Genomic DNA, 18,757 nt, shown 5'->3' on the forward strand with positions numbered 1-18,757 from the left:
AACCGGACCGGTGCTTCGTCGCGGCCGGGCCGCCGTCATGGGGAGCCGATCTCGACGATCCGCCAGCGCCCTTCGCGCAGTTCCGCCGTCACGTCGAGTTGCGCGGAGGCTGTCGTGGCGGCCCGACCCCGACGCTCGTACACCTGGTCGAGGAAGACCAGGAGGTGGGCGCTGGTGGCCGTCAGCCGGGTCACGCCCGCCCGCACGGCCTGGGTGGTGAGCGTCAGCCTCTGATCGGCCGACTGCCGCTCGACCTGCCCGTACAGCGCCGCGTACTGCTTGAGCGCCTGGCCCGCCAGGACGTCCTCTGCCGCCTTCTTGGCGCCGGCGGTGGTGCCGGGGCCGTACGAGAAGATCCTGCCGAGCGCGTTGCTGACGTCGCCCGTCACCCGGGCGGTCGCCTCCGCGTCGGTGAGCGCCAGGTTGGCCGTGGCCGGGGTGTCGCGCAACTGGCGGCCCTCGGCGTACAGAACGCCGCCCGCGGCCAGGAGGACGACCGTCAGGAGCGCGCCGGCCACGCGGGGCAGGCGCCGGGGCCTGCTCCGGGGCTCCGCCGCGGCCTCTGCGTCCAAGCTCTCGGGCGGTCGCGGGCCGGTGACGGCGGGTTCGGCGCGATCCTCCTCGGCCCTGTCCTCCCTCGTGCCGGTGTCCGCTTCCGCGCTCGTGCCGTCCACCGTGACCGCCCCTTCCCGCCGACTCATCGCTCGCCGCCCGTCCCGATCGCGGTCAGCGCCTCGACCTTCCAGCCGTCCGCCGTGCGGGCGAGGGTGGCCTCGAAACGCTTGCGCTGGGTGCCGGGCGCACCGGTGCGCCCGGTGACCTCGACGTCCACGGTGGCGATCAGCTCCGCCGTTCCGGTGCGCTCGTCCAGCGCGGTGAGCGCCGCCGACGTGACCTCGCCGCGCGCGGTGTCGCCCGCCTTCGTCAGCGTTCTCGCGTCGTCCTTCGCCGTCCGTTCCAGCTCGTCGCGCAGGGGGTCGGTGGAGGCGTCGAGCCAGCTGCGCAGTCCGGCGTCGACCCGTGCCGCGTCCGTGCCGTCCAGGCTGTTCAGCACCGTCAGGTGTCGCTTCCCCTGGGCGAGGGCGGTGTCGCGGGCCTTCGCGTAGGACAGGGAACGGTCCTGGCGCGCCCGGTCGTAGGACCAGGCGCCGAGCCCGCAGACCAGCGCGGCGGCGAGCAGGACGGCCCAGCCGCCCAGGCGTCGGGCACGGGAGGTCATGAGCCGCCTCCCAGGCCGAGCAGCCCGCCCATGCCGGCGGCCGGCGGCTCGGCCACGGGCCCGCTGCCCAGTGCCCCGGGCAGCCGGTCCGCCGCCTTGCCCGATGCGTCCGCCTTCTCCGCGCTGCCTACGCGCGGCAGCATGGAACCCGGTACGGCGGGCTCGGGGACCGGGCCGCCCTCGGGGGCGTTGGCGCTCCCCCGGACGTTGATCCCGGTGCCCGGCGACGCGGTGCAGCGGGCGGCGGTGTTGACCGCGGGACCGGGCGAGGTGTCGAGGCCGTTGCGGTAGACCGTGCCGCCGTAGCCGGCTGTGCAGGGCAGGGGCTCGAAGAAGGTGACGGCCATGCCGAACCGGGCGCCGTCGTCGTCGACCGCGCTGGCTCCGGCCGCGGCGACGGCGGGCAGTTTCACCAGGAGCTCCTCCAGGCCGCGTTGCCGGGTGACGGCGACTTCCGAGGTGGTGAGGAGGTTGGCCACGACGACTCCGAAGGCCGGGTCCAGATCGCGCAGGAGTCCGCTGATCTGGACGGCCGCGTCGGGGGTGGAGGCGATGAGGCGGCGCAGGTCGGCGTCGGAGCCCTTGAGTTCGGCGGCCAGCTCCTCGGCCCCTGAGGCGAAGCCCTTCAGGGCCTGGCCCTGTTCTGCCTGGGTGCGCAGGACCCGCTCGCCGTCGGCCATCAGCCGGGTGGTCACCGGAAGGGCCCGGTCCGCGGCCTCGATGAAGTCGCCACCGGTGTCCAGGAGGACCTGGAGGTCGTCGCCGCGTCCTTCGAAAGCGGCGCCGAACTCCTCGACGACGGTGCGCAGGCTCTCCGTGTCGACGGAGCTCGCGAAGTCGTCGACGCTGACGAGGACGTCGGTGGGGGGCGCGGGGATGGTGGTGTCGGCCGCGTCGATGACCGAACCGTCGCCGAGGAAGGGGCCGTCCTCACGGGTGGGCCGCAGATCGATGTACTGCTCGCCGACCGCCGACAGGTTCGCGACGACGGCCGTCAGACCGTCCGGGATCGGCGGGGCGTCCTTCTCGATCCGCAGCTCCGCCTCCACTCCGTCGTCGGTCAGCTCGATCGGGCCCACCCGGCCCACCGACACGCCCCGGTAGGTGACGTTGGAGTGGGTGTACAAGCCGCCGGTCTGCGGGAGTTGGACGGTCACGGTGTAGTAGCCGCGCAGGCCGACGTAGTGGCCGAGGTCGGCGTAGCGCACCCCGAGGTAGCCGAGGACCAGCACGGCGATGACGAGGAAGGCGAGGTTCTTCAGCCGGATGGCGAGGGTGATCACCGGGTGCCTCCCCGCGGGGCGCCGGCAACGGCGGGCAGCGGCAGCGGGAGCCCGCCGAGGGCCTCCGGTCCGTCGCCCTCGGCCGGGGGTGGCGGGTCCGTGGGGTCGCCCGGGGTGAGCGCCGGGATGATCTGGGTGCCGGGCAGTGCCGTCACGTCCAGGTAGACGTTGAGGTAGTCGCCCTTGACGCCGCGCAGCACCTCGTCGGTGAAGGGGTAGGTGAGCAGCACCTGGAGGGAGTCGGGGAGGTCCTGGCCGGAGTCGGCCAGCGCTTCGAGGGTCGGGGCGAGGGCCTTGAGGTCGGCGATCATGTCGGCTTTGCTCCGGTTGATCGTGTCGACGGCCACGGTGGACAGGGTGTCCAGGGAGCGCAGCATGGTCAGCAGGGAGCCGCGCTGCTTCTCCAGGACCTTGAGTCCGGGGCTGAGCCCGGTCAGTACGGTCCCGACGTCCTGTTCCCGGGTGGCGAGGGTGGCGGCGAGCCGGTTGACCCCGTCCAGGGCCCGGGTGATGTCGCTCTTGTTGGCGTCGAGGTCGGTGACGAGCGTGTCGACCCGGTTGAGGACGGAGCGGATCTGCGGCTCCTGGCCGGCGAGCGCCTTGTTCAGCTCGGTGGTGATGGTCTTGAGCTGCTGGACGCCGCCCCCGTTGAGGAGCATGGACAGCGCGCCGAGCACCTCCTCGACCTCCGGGTTGCGGTTGGTGCGGGCGAGCGGGATGCGGCCGGCCGCCGCCAGGGAGCCGCGTGCGGTGTCGCCGGGCGGCGGGGCGAGCTGGATGAACTTCTCACCGAGCAGGCTGGACTGTTCCAGGCGGGCGTACGCGTTGGCGGGCAGTTCGACCTTCCCGTTGACCCGCATGGTGACCCGGGCGCTCCAGCCGTCCGGAGCGAGGGCGATCCTGGTCACACGGCCGACGGACACGTCGTTGACCTTGACGGAGGACTGCGGCGCCAGGCTGAGGACGTCGCCGAACTCGGCGGTGATCTCGTACGGCCGGTCGCCGAGGTCGGCGCCGCCGGGCAGCGGTATCTGCTCGATCCCGGTGAAGGCCGGTACATCGGGGCGGACCACGGCCATGGCGATCAGCGCTCCGGCGGCGAGGAGGGCCGCCGCTCCGGTGGCCGCGCGCGCGGGCCCGCGCAGGACACGGTTCATCGTCCGGCCCCCTTCTTCCGATCCGGTTCCTGGTCCGCCGGCTTCCCGCCGGGGGTGCCGTAGACCGTGCCGATCTCCGGCAGCGGCAGGACGGGCAGGGCCTTGCGGCGGCCGGCGTCGACGGGGGCGAGCCCGGTGAGCCGGGCGGCGGCGGACGCTGCCCCGGGCTCGACGAGCGGTCCGCCCATGGACAGTTCGTTGAGGTTGGTCCGCCCGCTGAGGCTCCGGGTGGCCGGGTCGTAGGCGTTCAGGACGTTGCCCGCGGCGAGCGGGAGGGTGTCCATCGCCTCGGCGAGTGAGGCGCGTTGGTCGACGAGGGCCTGGGTGACGGGGACCAGGGCGTCGACGTTCTTCTTGAGCGCGCCGCGGTTCTTGGCGATGAAGGTCTTGACCTGGCCCAGCGCGGCGCCCAGCTCCTTGAGTGCCGCGCTGAGGTTCTTCTTGTCGTCGGCGAGGAATGTGGTGACCGAGTCGAGCTGCTGTTCGGCGGTCCGGACGTCGCTGTCCTTGTCCTTCAGCATGGTGGTGAAGGACTGGAGGTAGGTCAGGGTGGAGAAGAGGTCGTCGCTGCTCCGGTCAAGGGTCCTGGTGGCCTTGCCGAACTGCTCGATGGAGTCCCCGACGGCCTTCCCGTTGCCGTCGAGGTTCTTCGCTCCGGTGTCCAGCAGCCGGGCCAGTGCGCCGCTCCCGTTGGCGCCGTCGGGGCCGAGCGCGGTGGAGATCTCGGTGATCGAGGCGTAGAGCTCGTCGACCTCGACGGGGGTGGCGTTGCGGGCGGCCGGCAGGACCGCGTGGTCGGCGAGGCGCGGCCCGCCGTCGTAGGCCGGGGCGAGCTGGATGTACCGGTCGGCGACGAGGCTGGGGGCGACGACGACCGCGTGGGCGTCCTCGGGGACCTCGACGCCCTTGTCGAGGCGGAGCACGACCTCGACCTCCTCGCCGCGGGGCTCGACGGATTCCACGGTGCCCACCCGTACACCGAGGACACGCAGGTCCGAACCGGCGTAGACGCCGGTGGCCCGGTCGAAGTAGGCGGTGACAGTGGTCTTCCCGTCCTCCTCCAGAGCGCTCACCCCGGATGCGGCCGCGACCGCGACGAGGGCGAGTCCGGCGCCGATGCCGATGATGCGGGCGCGTCTCATGTCAGCGTCCCCCTTCCTGGCGGGGCGGCGTGCACCCGGTCTCGGGCGGTGTGCCGGCGGGGAGGTAGTGCTTCGGGACGACGCCGCAGACGTAGTTGTCGAACCAGCGGCCGCTGCCCAGGGTGTTGCCGACGAGCCGGCTGTAGGAGCCGCTCATGGCGAGGACCTCGTCGAGGCTCTCGCGGTTCTTCACCAGGACGGCGGTGACCCGGCCGAGCGAGTCCAGGGCGGGCCCCAGCTGTCTGTCGTTGTCCTCGACGAGTCCGGTGAGCTGGGCGCCGAGTCTGCGGGTTCCGGTGAGCAGCAGGTGAATGGAGTCGCGGCGGGCCTGGAGCTCGCCGAGCAGCAGGTTGCCGTCCTCCAGGAGCGTCTCGAAGCTGCTCTTCTTCCCGGCGAGGGTCCGGCTGAGCTGTTTGCCGCTCCGCAGCAGGGTGGCGAGCTGGGCGTCGCGCGCTGAGACGGTCCGGGAGAGGGCGGAGAGTCCGTCGGCGGCGCTGCGTACATGCGGCGGGGAGTCCTGGAAGGTGTCGGAGATCGTCTCGAAGCTCTTGGCGAGCTGTTCGGTGTCGATCTCCCCGATGGTCTCCCCGAGCCCGTTGAACGCCTGGTTGACGTCGTACGGGGAGGTGGTGCGGCTCGCGGCGATGCGGGCGCCGGGGTCCTGCGGGGCGTCGCCCAGCGGGTCGACGGCGAGGTACTTCTCGCCGAGGAGCGTCTTGATGGCGATGCCGACCGTGGAGGAGTCGCCGATCCAGGCGTCCTTCACGCGGAAGTCGACCTTGACGCGGGGCCCGTCGAGCGAGACGCCGGTGACTTCTCCGACCTTCACTCCGGCGATGCGCACCTCGTCGCCGTCGGCGAGTCCGGCGGACTCGGTGAAGTCGGCGCTGTAGGCGGTGCCCGCGTCGACGAAGGGCAGCGAGTCGGCGCGCCAGGCGGCGAGGCCGAGGAGGGCCAGGACGAGGAGCCCGACGATGCTGACGGCGACCGGGTCACGTTCCCGGATGGGGGTGATGCTCATGCCTGGCACCTCGGTTGGGTGATGGCGATGCCGGTGGGCGGAGTGCTGCCGTCGTCGTGGGTGACTCCGCTGACCTTGGCTTCGCAGAGGTAGAGGTTCAGCCACGACCCGTAGGAGGTCAGCCGGCCGATGGCCGCCATCTTGGCCGGGGTCTTCTGGAGGAAGTTCTCGATCTGCGGTGCCCCCTTGTCCAGTTGGGCGCTCAGCCTGCCGAGTTGGCGGATGTCGTCCTTGAGGGGCTCGCGGCCGTCCCTGAAGAGGTCGGCGGTGACGGTGGTCAGCGCGCCCATGGCCGTGACGGCCTCGCCGAGCGGTTTGCGGTCGCCGGAGAATCCGGTGACGAGCTTCTCCAGGGTGGTGACGAGGTCGTCGAAGCCCGCCTCACGGTCGTTGACCGTCTTGAGCACGGTGTTGAGGTTCCTGATCACCTCTCCGATCACCCGGTCCTTCGCCGCGACGGTGGTGGTGAGCGACCCGACATGCCGCAGGATGCTGTCGACGGTGCCGCCTTCGCCCTGGAGCACCTGGACGATGGAGCCGGCGAGCTGGTTGACGTCGGGTGGGGACAGCCCTTCGAAGAGGGGCTGGAAGCCGTTGAAGAGCTGGGTGAGGTCGAGTGCCGGGGTGGTGCGGGAGAGCGGGATGGTGTCCCCGGCGGCGAAGGTCCGGCCGACGGGCCCGGGGCCCCGGTCGAGGTCGACGTAGCGCTGTCCGACCATGTTGAGGTACTTGATGGACGCCGTCACCGACGCGGGGAGACTGCGCCCCTTGCGTACGGCGAAGGCGACCTCCGCGACCCTCCGGTCCGCGACCCTCACGGACTCGACCTGGCCGACCTTCACTCCGGCGATCCGGACGCTGTCCCCGGGGACGAGCCCGGTGGCGTCGGTGAACCGCGCCTTGTACGTGGTGGTGTCCCCGACCCCCTTGTTGGCGATGGAGAGTCCCAGGACGGTGGTGGCCAGGACGGTGACCACGATGAACACGAGGGACTTGACCAGCGGTCCCGTGAGCGAGCGGCGTTTCACTTGAGCTTCACCTCCGCACCGCGGAAGGCCGGACCGATGAGCACGCTGCTCCAGTCGGGCAGGGTCTGCGGCTGGACTTTCAACGAGGGGGCGATCAGTTCGTTGACGAGCTGGGACTCCTGGGGCGAGTTGGGCAGGCCGAGCGCGGTGTCCGCGCCGTCGTCCCGGCCGGCGGGGGGCGCGGTGACGTCGGCCGCCCGCCGGTCGTCGGCGGTCGGGGCGGCCTTGCCGACGTAGGGGACCGAGTAGCAGCGGGGCCCGCCGGTGGCGTCGTAGACCGGGGCGTCCCTGCCCGGGACGTACTTCCCGCGGGAGGGGACGGACGTGACCGACACGTGGAGTCCCGGCCGGTCCGTCCCCTTGCCCAGTGCCTTGTCCATGGCGGGCACGAACCCGGCCAGGGTGCGCAGGGTGCAGGGGAAGGAATCGGCGTACCTGGCGAGGAGTTCGAGGGTCGGCCGGCCGGCCGCGGAGAGCTGGATGAGGTTCTCCTTGTTCTCCCGCAGGAAGGAGGTGGCGTCCCGCGCCGCCGCGGTGGTGGCGCCGTGCAGGAGGGCCAGTTCCGCCTCCTGCTCGGCGAGGGTGGAGCTGGTGACGGTGGCGTCGGTCAGCGCGTCGAGGACGTCCGGGGCGGCGTCCGCGTAGAGCGCGCTGACCTTCACGAGTTCCTTGATGTCGGCGTTGAGGGTGGGGAGTTGGGGGTTGAATTTCTTCAGGTGGCCGTCCAGCGTGACGAGCGTCTCGCCGAGCCGTTCGCCGCGTCCCTCCAGCGCCTGCGACACGGCGTTCAGCGTCGCGGCGAGCTTCTCGGGTTTCACGGCGGACAGCAGCGGCAGGACGTTGTCCAGGACCTCTTCGAGCTCGATGGCGTTGCTGGAGCGGTCCTGCGGGATGACCGCTCCGGCACGCAGGGCGCCGCCCGAGGGGGTCCGGGGCGGGACGAGCGCGACGAACCGCTGGCCGAAGAGCGTGGTGGGCAGCATCTGGGCGGTGACGTCGGCGGGGACGCGGTCCAGCTCGTCCGGGTCGATGGCCAGGGTGAGGCGGGCGCCCTCGCCGTCGGTGGCGATGGAGCGGACCTGCCCGATGACCACTCCGCGCAGCTTCACATCGGCGTTCTCGTGCATCTCGTTGCCGACGGAGCCGGTGCGGACGGTGACGGTGGCCTCGTCCGCGAAGTCCTTCTCGTACACCGAGACCGATACCCACACCAGGACGGCGGGGACCAGCAGGAAGGCGACTCCGGCGAGTCGGCGCCGGGCCGAGCGAGCGGTCGTGCGGGGGCTTCGTGTACGCATCAGCCGGCCACCTTCACCGTCGTCGTGGCGCCCCAGATGGCGAGCGAGAGGAAGAAGTCGGTGACGCTGATCAGGACGATCGCGTTGCGCACCGACCGGCCGACCGCCACGCCCACTCCGGCCGGGCCGCCGTCGGCGTGGAAGCCGTAGTAGCAGTGGGCGAGGATGACCAGCACGCTGAAGACCAGCACCTTGAGGACCGACAGCAACACGTCGTCCGGGGAGAGGAACAGGTTGAAGTAGTGGTCGTACGTCCCGGCCGACTGCCCGTTGAACAGGATGGTGATGTAGCGGGAGGCCACGTACGACGAGAGCAGCCCGATCGCGTACAGCGGGATGATGGCGACGACTCCGGCGATGATCCGGGTCGTGACGAGGTAGGGCATCGACCGGACGCCCATCGCCTCCAGCGCGTCGACCTCCTCGTTGATGCGCATCGCGCCGAGCTGGGCGGTGAAACCCGCCCCGACGGTGGCGGAGAGGGCGAGGCCGGCCACCAGGGGGGCGATCTCCCGGGTGTTGAAGTAGGCGGAGATGAATCCGGTGAACGCCGAGGTGCCGATCTGGTTGAGGGCCGCGTACCCCTGGAGGCCGACGACCGTTCCGGTGAAGAGGGTCATGGCGATCATGACGCCGATGGTGCCGCCGATGACCCCGAGCCCGCCGCTGCCGAAGGCCACTTCGGCCAGCAGCCGCTGCACCTCCTTGAGGTAGCGCAGCAACGTGCGGGGTATCCAGACCATGGCCTTGACGTAGAAGGTGAGTTGGTCGCCGGCCCGGTCGAGTCTGCTGAGCATCGCCATGGGTCAGCTCCCCTTCGCGGGGACGATCTGGAGGTAGATCGCCGTGAGGACCATGTTCACGAAGAACAGCAGCATGAAGGTGATGACGACGGACTGGTTGACCGCGTCGCCGACGCCCTTGGGGCCGCCGCGTGGGTTGAGGCCCCGGTAGGAGGCGACGATGCCCGCGATGAAGCCGAAGATCAGGGCCTTGAACTCGCTGATGTAGAGGTCGGGCAGCTGGGCGAGGGCGGAGAAACTCGCGAGGTACGCGCCCGGGGTGCCGTCCTGCATGATCACGTTGAAGAAGTAGCCGCCGAGGGTGCCGACCACGGAGATCAACCCGTTCAGCAGGACGGCGACCAGCATGGTGGCCAGCACCCGGGGGACGACGAGGCGCTGGATGGGTGAGACGCCCATGACCTCCATCGCGTCCAGCTCCTCGCGGATCTTGCGCGAGCCGAGGTCGGCGCAGATCGCGGACCCGGCGGCCCCGGAGATCAGCAGCGCCACGATGAGCGGGCTCGCCTGCTGGATCACCGCGAGCACGCTGGCTCCGCCGGTGAAGGACTGGGCGCCGAGCTGCTGCGTGAGCGATCCGACCTGGAGGGCGATGACCGCGCCGAAGGGGATGGAGACGAGGGCGGCCGGCAGGATCGTCACGCTGGCGACGAACCAGAACTGCTCGACGAACTCCCGGACCTGGAAGGGTCTGCGGAAGACGGCCCGGACCACCGCGACGGCGAGCGCGAACAGCTTCCCGGTCTCCCGGAGCGGTGCGAGCAGCCGGGACGGGTTTCGCTGTCCGTGTGCCGGGCGGGCGCTGCCGGGGCCGGGGGGCGGCGGCGGGATCTCGGGCGGCTCGGGCGGCCGCACCGGCATCGGGGCACTCACGCGCGGGCACCTCCCGCGGCCGGGGCGTAGCTGCGGAGGATGGCCGTACGGGCGGCCTCCGGAAGCTGGCCCATCATCGACATGACCCTCTCCCTGCGGCGCAGCGCGCCCTGGCGTACGGGCATCCCGGGCGACGGTTCCAGTTGCGGGACGACGGCACGGGGCCCGGCGGGTAGGGCTGCGGTGTCGCTGAGCCGCTCGGCCGCGAGGGTGGCGGCGTCCTTCTCCTCCGACATGCCGATGGGTCCCTCACGGCGTCCGGAGAGGAACTGGGAGACGACCGGGGTGTCGCTGGTGAGGAGCACCTCGCGAGGCCCGAAGGTGACCAGGTTGCGGCAGAACAGCATGCCCATGTTGTCGGGGACGGTCGCCGCGATGTCGAGGTTGTGGGTGACGATGAGCATCGTCGCGTCGATCTGCGCGTTGAGGTCGATGAGGAGCTGTGACAGATAGGCGGTGCGGACGGGGTCCAGGCCCGAGTCCGGCTCGTCGCAGAGGATGATCTGCGGGTCCAGGACGAGGGCGCGGGCGAGGCCGGCGCGCTTGCGCATGCCGCCGGATATCTCGCCCGGGAGCTTTCCCTCGGCGCCGAGCAGGCCCACGATGTCGATGCGCTCCATGACGATGCGACGGATCTCGGATTCCTTCTTGCGGGTGTGCTCGCGCAGGGGGAAGGCGATGTTGTCGAAGAGCGACATCGAGCCGAAGAGGGCCCCGTCCTGGAACATGAGGCCGAAGAGCTTCCGCGTCTCCATGATGGCGCGCTCCGAGCTGTTCACCATGTCGACGCCGTTGATGAGCACGCGCCCCTGTTCGGGTTTCAGCAAGCCGATGATGGATTTCAGGAAGACGGTCTTTCCGGTGCCGGAAGGGCCGAGCATGACGCTCACTTCGCCGGCGGGCAGGGTGAGGCTGACATCCTGCCAGATGTTCTGTTTGCCGAAGGACTTCGTCAGGCCCTCGACGACTACTTCGATTCCCATCGACCCTCCTGAGAAGTGGTGGTGAACGTAGTCATCGTTTAGCGCTCCGGCTCCGAGGAAGGCGGTCGGCGGTTCGTCACAGGTGCACCGGGGGGCGCACGCTATGTCTGCCGAAACCGCCGGGGCAAGCCTTTGAACAGCGGAGATCGACGAACAAAGTGGCGCGGGCGGAGCACTTGTCATGCGATGACAAGGCCGGCTCCCTTCCTTGTCGAAAGGTGCGCAAGCACGCCGGTCCCCCTACGGCAGGTTCGGTGGACCGGAAGGGGTGCATACCGGGCCGCCGCACGCCGAACGGGCAGGTGCGAAGGCATTTCCGCTCGGCACAACTGGGACGCTACGGTCCAGTAACCTGAGTCCGCAATACTGGGTACGGATTTTCCTGGCCGATAATTCACCGGCTGAGGCGAGTTGTCGGCGAGTGAGTGTTCCGCGCGTCAAACCTGTCAGATGATGATGAGTCCTCGTTTTCGCGGGCGGCCCGTCCGGGCAGCGCGAAGGGCCCGTGCGGCCTGTGGAACCGGACGGGCCCTTCTGGAGTGGGGCGGCGGGGCGCCGCGTGCTCACCTCTCGGGCAGCGGCACCCTCGGCGGGCAGTCGGGCCCTTCCGGGTTGGTCGCCACGCACAGGGGCGCCTGCGTCATCTTGGTGTAGTTGTCGGCCTTCTTCCCGACGCTGGAGATGGCCGAGGTGAAGATCGCGTCGAGGTCCTCCTCGACCCCGCACCCCTCGAACGGCGGGATGTGCGCGTACCCGGTCAGCGTCCCTCCGTACGCCACCAGGTAGCCGGCCCTCGGGTAGCTCTGGCCGTACCCTCTGAGCACCTGCTCGAAGGGGCGCTCCGTGCGGCAGTCGGGCCCCACCTCCAGCGGCACGCCGTTCACCTCGACGTCCGAGAGCCGCATGACGAGTTGGGCGGTGACCGTCGTCTCCTCCGGGTAGGTCGGCGTGTTGGTGACCGTGTGGGTGTGCACGGCGGCCGGCGGCCCTACCTGTTCCAGCGTCATGGTCGCGGTCGTCGGCATGAAACCGTAGGTGAGGAACGTGGCTTCAGTCGGCGGGAGCTGGCGGCGCCCCTCGTACGTGAACTCCACCTCGGAGGTGACGTCCACCGTCGAGGCGCAGGAGTCGTTGATGTAGCGCTTGTTGAGCACCACCTTCATGAAGGCGGGCCCCAGCGCCGCGGCTCCGTCCAGCTTGGCGGCGTTGGCGTAGCCGGCGGCGTAGGTCTCGGCCGTCGTCATCACCCACTCGGGCGGGATCTCGATCGGGCAACTGCCCGGGTCGGCGTCGTCGAGGGCTTCGAGCCGTTCGTCGGTGAGGGCGTCGATCTTCTCCCGCGCGATGGGGGGCAGGCCGCCGCCCGGGCGGTCGGGCGCCGGGGGCGGTGGCGGAGCGGGGGTGTTCGCCCCGGGCGTCGGCGCGGGGCCGGCCGGGTCGGCGTCCCCGCGGACCGTGATCGAGGCCGGCCGCGGCTCCTCACCGGGGGCCGGCTCGCAGGACACGTCGAGCCCCGGGGGCGAGGTCGCCGCTCCGTCGCCGGTGAACGAGGACAGCGTGAGCCCGAGCCCGGCCGGCGTCATGGTCGCGCGTCCGGCGGTGTTGAAGGTGACCGTCGGCACGTCGCCGACGGCGGTGAGGACAAGTGCTCCATCGTCCGGCAGGGCGGTCGGCGGGGCGGCCAGCTTCTCCCACGAGGCGTCGGCGGACCGGTCGCCGACGGCGTTGCGGACGGTGAGCCGGGCTTCGGCGGAGACGACGGCCGCTTCGAGACCGGTGAACCGGGCGAGCGCCGTCCGTTCCAGCCCCACTTCGATGGACACCTGCTCGGGCTGGACCTCCTCGCCCGTGCGGACCGAGGTGGGCAGCACCGCGGAGACGACGACGTCCACCTCCTCCGGCCCCGACGGGAAGGGGCAGACATAGCGGAGGCCGATCTCCGTGGTCTGTTCTGCGGCCGCCGATTCGGCGCTCGGGACGAGTGCGGTGGCGACGACGAGCGTCCCGCCCACGGCCCAGTGAATCGGTCGTCTCGCTGCGGCGCGTACATCGACGGTCATACGGATGTGTCCTTCCGGCGCGCGTGAGCCCCTGGGCAGGAGGGCTGCGGAAAGCGGGTCCGCTGCTGCTCGGCAACGGCCCCGCGGCGGACGTCGAGCGGGCTCTCTGCGGACGTCGAACGGCCGGGGCCTTCCCCCTACCGGCCAGTACGGTACGCACGCCGGCAGCGCCTGGGAAGAGCCGGGGGCCCCGGCCGGAGCACCGTGCCGCGGACTTTGTCAGGGGATGACAATCCACCGCGGCGGCCTTGTCGGCGGGTGCGTGGATCGGCCCGCCGGCGGACGCCCGGAGCGGTCCGGTCGTGGCGGCCGCTCCGGCGAGGGGCGCGGGAGGTACGAGAGGGGCGGGAGCCCGCTCGTGGGCAGTGCCCGGCCGTCGAGGGCTCACGGCCGGGCACCACGCTCACGTACAGGGCGTCAACGGCGGGTGGGTCACCCGCTGATGACCGGGGACTTGCCCGACGCCGTGTTCACGATGGTGTACAGGCCCTGGAAGCTGGCGGTGGTGCCGACGATGCCGCAGCCGCCGCCCACCTTGTTGGCGATCGACAGCGTGAGCCCGCCGCCCGCCGTGTTCAGCGTGCCGTTGCTCCCTCCGGCGCTCGGGTTGTTGTACTTCGCGGCGACCTTGCCGGTGACGTTGAAGGTGCAGGGGCCGAGGATGCTGTTCCCGCTCACCTTCGCCTTGATCGCTCTGATCTCACCGGTCGTCTGACCGGTGGAGTTGGCGCCGCCCCCCGCAGCGTAGTTCGCGCCCCAGATCTCCCACGGCGGGGTGGTGGTCACCGTCCACGTCGAACTGAACGGCCCGGTGCACGGCGAGTTGAACGAGATCGCCGAGATGGAGGCGAGCTTGGCCGGGCTGCCGGCGACCGGAGAGGCCGGGGCGGAGCCCGAGGCCGCGGAGGAGGCGCACTGGATCTTGTTGCCGTTGTTGTCGGTCAGGACGGTCACTCCGGCGCTGCCCGTGAAGGCGCCGGTCGGCGTGATCGTCCAGCTGCTCGGCGCGGCGACGGCCGAGGGGGCGGCCAGCACGACGGATGCCGCGGCGGCGCCGATCGCGGTGAGGACACCGGTTCGTTTGAACATGGGGATACTCCCTTTTCTCGTCCCGTGGGGGATGCGACTGAACGTGACTGGAGAGGGCGCTTCCGCTGATGGGGCGGTGCGGAGCGCCGTCGGCCGCGACGCTGTCGAGCGTCCCGGGAAGCGGCTCTCTCCCGGGGATGCCCGCGGCGGGCGGGACTGCTCGATCGCGACGCGGGGCCTTGGCGCCGGTCCTGGAAGGTGCGGGGGTCCGGTGGGGCGCTGTCGCACCACCTCCTTAGGCCGGGGCGGGCGGCCTACCGCTGCGCGGAGTGCCAGAATTCCGACAGCTTCCTGCCCTCGTTCGGCGCGAGGCCTGCGGGGTCGTAGGGGCTGCCGAAGTACGTCGTGGTGTCGTTGAGCGTCACGCTGTTCTTCCCGGCGGCGGACGGGAGGCCGGTCTTGAGGTTGACCGCCCAGTTCAGCAGGCCTGCCCCGCACCCGCTGGCCCCGGGCACGGCGAACGCGTCATCGCCCTGGTCGGCGCCGTCGAAGGTGTAGCGCCCCATCTCGCCCTCGTCGTCCCGGGTTCCGTCCGCCGCGAACCGCTGGAGCGAGAGGCTCGGGGCGGTCAGGTTCTCCGGCTTCAGCAGCACCGGATCGGCGGTGGTTCCGATGTAGCACTTGTCCCCCAGGAACGGATTCTTGAGGTGGATGCGGACCGGGAGGGTGAGGATGGGCTCGCCGGTGGAGAAAGCGGCGTTCATTTGGAAGTCGCGCGGCGCTCCGGCCGGTTCGATGGTGGCCGTCACGCGGTTGAGGTCGTTGTCCGTCAGCTGACGGCATATCGCGGAGACGAAGGGAATTCCACTGGGGCACATCAGCCCGATCAATCCGCCCGGGATCTCGGCCGGGTCCGCGGTGAGCGCCCCTTCCGGCGGAGCCACCAGTGAGGCGGTCCCATCGCTGCGCTGGATGACACCGAGCTGGAGATCGCTGTTGGCGGTGGCGACCTGGGTCTTGCCCAGCGTGATGGAGCCGGTGACCGAACTGGACGCGATGCAGGTGGCGATGGTGTCGACGCCGTCCGCGGCCAGCATGGCGGGCGCGTCGACCGGGCAGCGGTCGAAGGGCGCCCAGTCGCCGTTGAGCTGGGTGGCCGCGGTGGCCGAGCCCGTGGAGAGCACAGCGCTGAACGCGGTGAACGCCGCCAGCAGGCCTATACGGGTGCGATTGGAAACAGATCTCATGTCGTCCCCTCTGTCAGCCGCCGTGGCGCGGCCTCGTGCACGAAGTTGACCGGTTCTGCAACCCATGCCCGCACCGCGACGGTGACGGTCGACGGTGATGGAGCCGCTGCTGGGCCCGGGGGCGGAGGATCGGAGCATCAAATTTCGGGCAGATTTCCTGACCGAATTGGCTGAGGCGTGATGTTACTCGCCGGAAACAGCGCGACACAATCCGTCCGTCTAAGATCTTTTGCGCCCCACGCTTTTTGATCCGGAAATGAGCAACGGAACACCCTTCCCTTATCAAGGAATGCGTACGGGGAAGCGCGGAAATGCTGCACGGCCGCCGTGACCCCGCGCCCGGTGCGCACCCCGGGCCGCTCACCGCCGAAGCGGCCGGAAGCCTCAGGCGCCCCCGCGCCCCGGTGCGGGAATGCATGGCCCGCGCCCCGGCGCCCGCGCCCCGGTGCCCGCGCCCGCACGGCCTCTTGGACACGTTCGCCGTGTTGAGCCCCCTGGGCGTACGGCGTTCCGCTAGGCGTCCGCGAAGACCACGGGGTCACGGAACAGCACGGGGCCGGCGCGGCGCCTTTGTTGTCACCGCCGGAGCATGCGGCCGAAATTCATTGTCCGAAAGCGAGCAATGCGGTCCGACCTGCACAGAAGTACCGCGCCGCGGCGACGATGCGTGCCCCCTGCACTCCGATCTTGTCCAGGTGGTGTGCAGTGCCAGTTCCGTGGTCTATCTTCGTCGCGAACTTGGTACGCACCTGCCGGTTCGTGGGAGCGCTTTCCCCCACCGTCTCACCCCACCACCGGGCGCCGAGAGCAAGGGGACTTGTCATGGCACATCTCATACAGCCGCTGGATACCGGAGACCCACTGGGCCCGCTTCCGCAGGAATTCGCCGCGATCATGCGGCCGGAACTGCCCAGCCTCATCAAGGAAATCGGCGTCGAGGTCACCCGGGCCTTCCCCGAATACGCCCGGCTGCTCGACGGCCCGAACGGGCAGGCCATCCGCGTGGGGGTGGAGCAGAGCCTCTCCTCCTTCGTCGACCTGGTGGCCGAGCCCTCCGCCCCCACCACGCTCCGGGACGACATGTGCCGGCGCTTCGGCCGGTTCGAGGCGTACGAGGGCCGGAGCATGGACACCCTCCAGGGGGCGTACCGCCTCGGTGCGCGGGTAGCCCTGCGGCGGGCGAAGAAGGTCGGCCAGAGCCACCACCTGTCCCCCAGCCTGATGCTGAGTTTCGCCGACGCCCTCTTCGCCTACATCGACGAACTGGAATCCCTGTCCAGGGAAGGCTTCCTGGAGGTGCAGTCCCAGTCGGGCGAGCACAGTGAGGCGCTGCGCCGGCGCCTCCTCCATCTCATCCTCGCGGGGCGCCCGGCCCCCCGGAGCGCCATCGCCGACCTCAGCGAGCAGGTCGGCTGGGCCCTCCCGGAAGAGGTCACCCTGGTCGCCGCACGCGCTCCCGCGGAGCTGGACCGGCTCAGGACGGACCGCGACGTCCTGGTCGACCTCAGCGCCCCGCAACCGCACTTACTCGTTCCCGGCCCCCTGGACGAGGCGCGAAGAACCATGCTGTCCCAGGCCCTTCCGGCCACCCGGGCGGCGATCGGCCTGACCGTCCCCACCGCCCAGGCCTGCGAGTCGATCCGCTGGGCCCGCCGGGTGCTGGAACTCGTCGACACCGGGGTGATCGAGGACGCCCCGCTGATCCACTGCGAGGACCACCTCACCACCCTGTGGCTGCTCTCCGACCCCGCTCTGCTCGACCAGCTCGCCCGGAGGGAGCTGGCCGCCGTGTCCGAGATCAGCGCCGCCCGCCGCGAGCGCCTGATCGAGACGCTGCGCATCTGGCTCGACACCCGGGGCACGGCGGCGCAGATGGGTGCGCTGCTCGACGTCCACCCGCAGACGGTGCGCTATCGCATGCGCAGTCTGGAGACCATCTTCGGTGATCAGCTCGTCGATCCGGAGAGCCGTTTCACCACCGAGGCGGTCCTGCGTGCGCTGCGGTTGCGCTCCCGGTCCACCGGCGCGTCCCCCTGATCCGCAGCACGTTCGGCGCGACGAGTCAACTTACCGGCGCGTAAGGCGAAATAGACGGTCAGTCCCCAACGGTTGCGACACGGAGACGTACCCGAGGTGAAACCCGGAACCGCGTCCCGTACACAGGAAGCAATCCGCCGCTCACCCAGCGGCGGTCCCGGGCACCGCCTCCTGGCCAACCATCCGAGAGGGAACACTTCATGACCGCCTCGCACCTCCTCGTCCCCGTGCCGATCCCGGACCGGGTCGCCGCGCTGATCGGTTCGTGCATTCCGCCGCACATCCTCCGGGCGGAGTTCGACGCCGACTGCGCGGCCCGGGAGGTCCGCCGCTTCCGCGGCCCGCTGCTCGGCGTCGAGGACCAGGCCGACCGCGAGCATGCCCTGTCCGACCTGGCGCGTGCCAACAAGGTCCTGTGCGCCCACCATCCACGTATGGCGGTCGTGCCCGGATCGCCCTTCTGAACACCCCCGTCCCATGACGCCCACGGCGCGCCGCCACTCGCCGCGGGCCGGCGCGCTCACGGACCACCGGGGCGAGTGCCCCGCGGTGCGGTGCGGTGCGGGGAGGGCCGCCGGGGCGGCTGCCGTGCGAACGGGCGAGAGGGGCCACCCCGTCCCCCGCCCCGCCCGGGGATCGGCGACAGTGGACGTCCGTCCGTGTCCCCGCCCCGCCCGGGAGAGCCCATGCCCGCCGTGCCCTGCGCCGGTTCCCGCCGCCCCTCCGTCCTGCTCGTCACCGATCTGGCCTACGAGGCCCGTGGCCGGCGCTACGGCGACGAGGACGTCTTCCTCGGCTCCCGGCTGCGTGAGGCGTTCGACGTCGCCCTGTGCCACCCCCGGGACGCCGCCGCGCTGATGGAGGGCTTCGACACCGTGCTCGTCCGCAACAGCGGGCCCGTGCTCCACTACCGCACGGCGTACGACGCGTTCCGCACGCGCGCCGTCGAACTGGGCAAGCCGGTCTACAACCCGCTCGGGGGGCGGGGCGACATGGCGGGCAAGGAGTATCTGGTCGAGCTGAGCCGGGCCGGTTTCCCGGTGATCCCCACCGTGGACCGGGCCGCGGACCTGCCGGTGCTGCCCGAGGCGGCGCGGTACGCGGTGAAGCCGAAGCTGGGGGCGGACTCGGTGGGGCTGCGGTTCGTCGCACGGAGTGCGGTCGGGACGGAGCTTGAGCAGGCGCCCCCGGGCGCGCTGCTCGTCCAACCGCGCATCGACTTCCGCTACGAGGTCTCCTTCTACTTCGTCGACCACGACTTCCAGTACGCGCTGTACGCCCCCGACCCGCGGCGGCGGTGGGTGCTGGAGCCGTACCCGGCGGACGCGGAGGACCTGGCGTTCGCCCGGCGCTTCATCGAGTGGAACCCCCTCACACACGGCGTCCAACGGGTCGACGCCTGCCGCACGGCCGAGGGCGCTCTGCTCCTCGTCGAGCTGGAGGACCTCAACCCGTATCTCTCGCTCGACCGGGTGGCCGAAGACGTCCGGGAGGCTTTCGTGGCGCGGCTGAAGGCGTCGATCGCCGCCCTGCCCCGCTGACCCCCGTCCGGCCCGTTCCCGCATGCGGGCGGGCGG

The 18,757-nt window shown here is 71.0% G+C and carries 17 protein-coding genes; 3 read left to right on the forward strand and 14 right to left on the reverse strand.

Translation table 11 applies throughout. From position 1 onward, the window contains the following. Nucleotides 1–35: 35 nt before the first annotated feature. The 14 genes from V9U70_RS04930 to V9U70_RS04995 form a co-directional block, all read right to left on the reverse strand. Nucleotides 36–674, reverse strand: coding sequence for a hypothetical protein (locus V9U70_RS04930; RefSeq protein WP_419723932.1), 639 nt, complete (start codon nt 672–674; stop codon nt 36–38). A gap of 23 nt (nt 675–697) precedes the next feature. Beyond that, nucleotides 698–1,219: a hypothetical protein gene (locus V9U70_RS04935; protein WP_336673203.1), complete on the reverse strand. Its 522-nt coding sequence runs from the start codon at nt 1,217–1,219 to the stop codon at nt 698–700. Further along, a complete protein-coding gene (locus tag V9U70_RS04940) occupies nt 1,216–2,502 on the reverse strand; it encodes an MlaD family protein (protein WP_336673204.1) in 1,287 nt (428 codons plus the stop codon). The genes V9U70_RS04935 and V9U70_RS04940 overlap by 4 nt, the downstream gene beginning before the upstream one ends. Beyond that, nucleotides 2,499–3,659, reverse strand: coding sequence for an MCE family protein (locus V9U70_RS04945; RefSeq protein ID WP_336673205.1), 1,161 nt, complete (start codon nt 3,657–3,659; stop codon nt 2,499–2,501). The genes V9U70_RS04940 and V9U70_RS04945 overlap by 4 nt, the downstream gene beginning before the upstream one ends. After that, nucleotides 3,656–4,801 (reverse strand): MCE family protein, encoded by a 1,146-nt coding sequence (locus tag V9U70_RS04950; RefSeq protein WP_336673206.1) that lies wholly within the window; start codon nt 4,799–4,801, stop codon nt 3,656–3,658. Before V9U70_RS04950 ends, V9U70_RS04945 begins: the two co-directional genes overlap by 4 nt. 1 nt (nt 4,802) lies before the next feature. Continuing rightward, on the reverse strand, nt 4,803–5,822 hold the full coding sequence (locus V9U70_RS04955) for an MCE family protein (protein WP_336673207.1): 1,020 nt from the start codon (nt 5,820–5,822) through the stop codon (nt 4,803–4,805). Next, nucleotides 5,819–6,850, reverse strand: coding sequence for an MCE family protein (locus V9U70_RS04960; RefSeq protein ID WP_336673208.1), 1,032 nt, complete (start codon nt 6,848–6,850; stop codon nt 5,819–5,821). The genes V9U70_RS04955 and V9U70_RS04960 overlap by 4 nt, the downstream gene beginning before the upstream one ends. Beyond that, a complete protein-coding gene (locus V9U70_RS04965) occupies nt 6,847–8,148 on the reverse strand; it encodes an MCE family protein (protein ID WP_336673209.1) in 1,302 nt (433 codons plus the stop codon). Before V9U70_RS04965 ends, V9U70_RS04960 begins: the two co-directional genes overlap by 4 nt. Further along, the gene (locus V9U70_RS04970) at nt 8,148–8,951 is read right to left on the reverse strand and encodes an MlaE family ABC transporter permease (RefSeq protein WP_336673210.1); all 804 of its coding nucleotides are present in this window, start codon (nt 8,949–8,951) and stop codon (nt 8,148–8,150) included. Before V9U70_RS04970 ends, V9U70_RS04965 begins: the two co-directional genes overlap by 1 nt. 3 nt (nt 8,952–8,954) lie before the next feature. Then, nucleotides 8,955–9,824, reverse strand: a complete 870-nt coding sequence (locus V9U70_RS04975; RefSeq protein WP_336673211.1) for an MlaE family ABC transporter permease — start codon at nt 9,822–9,824, stop codon at nt 8,955–8,957. After that, nucleotides 9,821–10,807, reverse strand: coding sequence for an ABC transporter ATP-binding protein (locus V9U70_RS04980; RefSeq protein ID WP_336673212.1), 987 nt, complete (start codon nt 10,805–10,807; stop codon nt 9,821–9,823). Before V9U70_RS04980 ends, V9U70_RS04975 begins: the two co-directional genes overlap by 4 nt. Before the next feature lie 563 nt (nt 10,808–11,370). Next, nucleotides 11,371–12,867: a DUF6801 domain-containing protein gene (locus tag V9U70_RS04985; RefSeq protein WP_336673213.1), complete on the reverse strand. Its 1,497-nt coding sequence runs from the start codon at nt 12,865–12,867 to the stop codon at nt 11,371–11,373. 432 nt (nt 12,868–13,299) lie between these two features. Further along, the gene (locus V9U70_RS04990) at nt 13,300–13,956 is read right to left on the reverse strand and encodes a hypothetical protein (protein WP_336673214.1); all 657 of its coding nucleotides are present in this window, start codon (nt 13,954–13,956) and stop codon (nt 13,300–13,302) included. A 254-nt stretch (nt 13,957–14,210) separates the two neighbouring features. Beyond that, nucleotides 14,211–15,143 (reverse strand): hypothetical protein, encoded by a 933-nt coding sequence (locus tag V9U70_RS04995; protein WP_336673215.1) that lies wholly within the window; start codon nt 15,141–15,143, stop codon nt 14,211–14,213. 822 nt (nt 15,144–15,965) lie between these two features. Between V9U70_RS04995 and V9U70_RS05000 the strand changes: the two genes are divergently transcribed. From V9U70_RS05000 to V9U70_RS05010, 3 genes are all read left to right on the forward strand, one after another. Further along, the gene (locus V9U70_RS05000) at nt 15,966–17,180 is read left to right on the forward strand and encodes a PucR-like N-terminal domain-containing protein (RefSeq protein ID WP_336673216.1); all 1,215 of its coding nucleotides are present in this window, start codon (nt 15,966–15,968) and stop codon (nt 17,178–17,180) included. A 200-nt stretch (nt 17,181–17,380) separates the two neighbouring features. Continuing rightward, the gene (locus V9U70_RS05005) at nt 17,381–17,644 is read left to right on the forward strand and encodes a hypothetical protein (protein ID WP_336673217.1); all 264 of its coding nucleotides are present in this window, start codon (nt 17,381–17,383) and stop codon (nt 17,642–17,644) included. Nucleotides 17,645–17,866: 222 nt separating this feature from the next. Continuing rightward, a complete protein-coding gene (locus tag V9U70_RS05010) occupies nt 17,867–18,721 on the forward strand; it encodes an ATP-grasp domain-containing protein (RefSeq protein ID WP_336673218.1) in 855 nt (284 codons plus the stop codon). The last annotated feature ends 36 nt before the right edge of the window (nt 18,722–18,757 follow it).

The organism is Streptomyces pratensis (assembly GCF_037137275.1).
GTDB classification, from domain to species: domain Bacteria; phylum Actinomycetota; class Actinomycetes; order Streptomycetales; family Streptomycetaceae; genus Streptomyces; species Streptomyces pratensis_B.

Coding starts and splice junctions, on each gene's coding strand:
- V9U70_RS04985 (WP_336673213.1), bottom strand. CDS start 12,867: ATGACCGTCGATGTACGCGCCGCAGCGAGACGACCGATTCACTGGGCC.
- V9U70_RS04965 (WP_336673209.1), bottom strand. CDS start 8,148: ATGCGTACACGAAGCCCCCGCACGACCGCTCGCTCGGCCCGGCGCCGA.
- V9U70_RS04955 (WP_336673207.1), bottom strand. CDS start 5,822: ATGAGCATCACCCCCATCCGGGAACGTGACCCGGTCGCCGTCAGCATC.
- V9U70_RS04950 (WP_336673206.1), bottom strand. CDS start 4,801: ATGAGACGCGCCCGCATCATCGGCATCGGCGCCGGACTCGCCCTCGTC.
- V9U70_RS05010 (WP_336673218.1), top strand. CDS start 17,867: ATGCCCGCCGTGCCCTGCGCCGGTTCCCGCCGCCCCTCCGTCCTGCTC.
- V9U70_RS04970 (WP_336673210.1), bottom strand. CDS start 8,951: ATGGCGATGCTCAGCAGACTCGACCGGGCCGGCGACCAACTCACCTTC.
- V9U70_RS05005 (WP_336673217.1), top strand. CDS start 17,381: ATGACCGCCTCGCACCTCCTCGTCCCCGTGCCGATCCCGGACCGGGTC.
- V9U70_RS04995 (WP_336673215.1), bottom strand. CDS start 15,143: ATGAGATCTGTTTCCAATCGCACCCGTATAGGCCTGCTGGCGGCGTTC.
- V9U70_RS05000 (WP_336673216.1), top strand. CDS start 15,966: ATGGCACATCTCATACAGCCGCTGGATACCGGAGACCCACTGGGCCCG.
- V9U70_RS04935 (WP_336673203.1), bottom strand. CDS start 1,219: ATGACCTCCCGTGCCCGACGCCTGGGCGGCTGGGCCGTCCTGCTCGCC.
- V9U70_RS04990 (WP_336673214.1), bottom strand. CDS start 13,956: ATGTTCAAACGAACCGGTGTCCTCACCGCGATCGGCGCCGCCGCGGCA.
- V9U70_RS04945 (WP_336673205.1), bottom strand. CDS start 3,659: ATGAACCGTGTCCTGCGCGGGCCCGCGCGCGCGGCCACCGGAGCGGCG.
- V9U70_RS04980 (WP_336673212.1), bottom strand. CDS start 10,807: ATGGGAATCGAAGTAGTCGTCGAGGGCCTGACGAAGTCCTTCGGCAAA.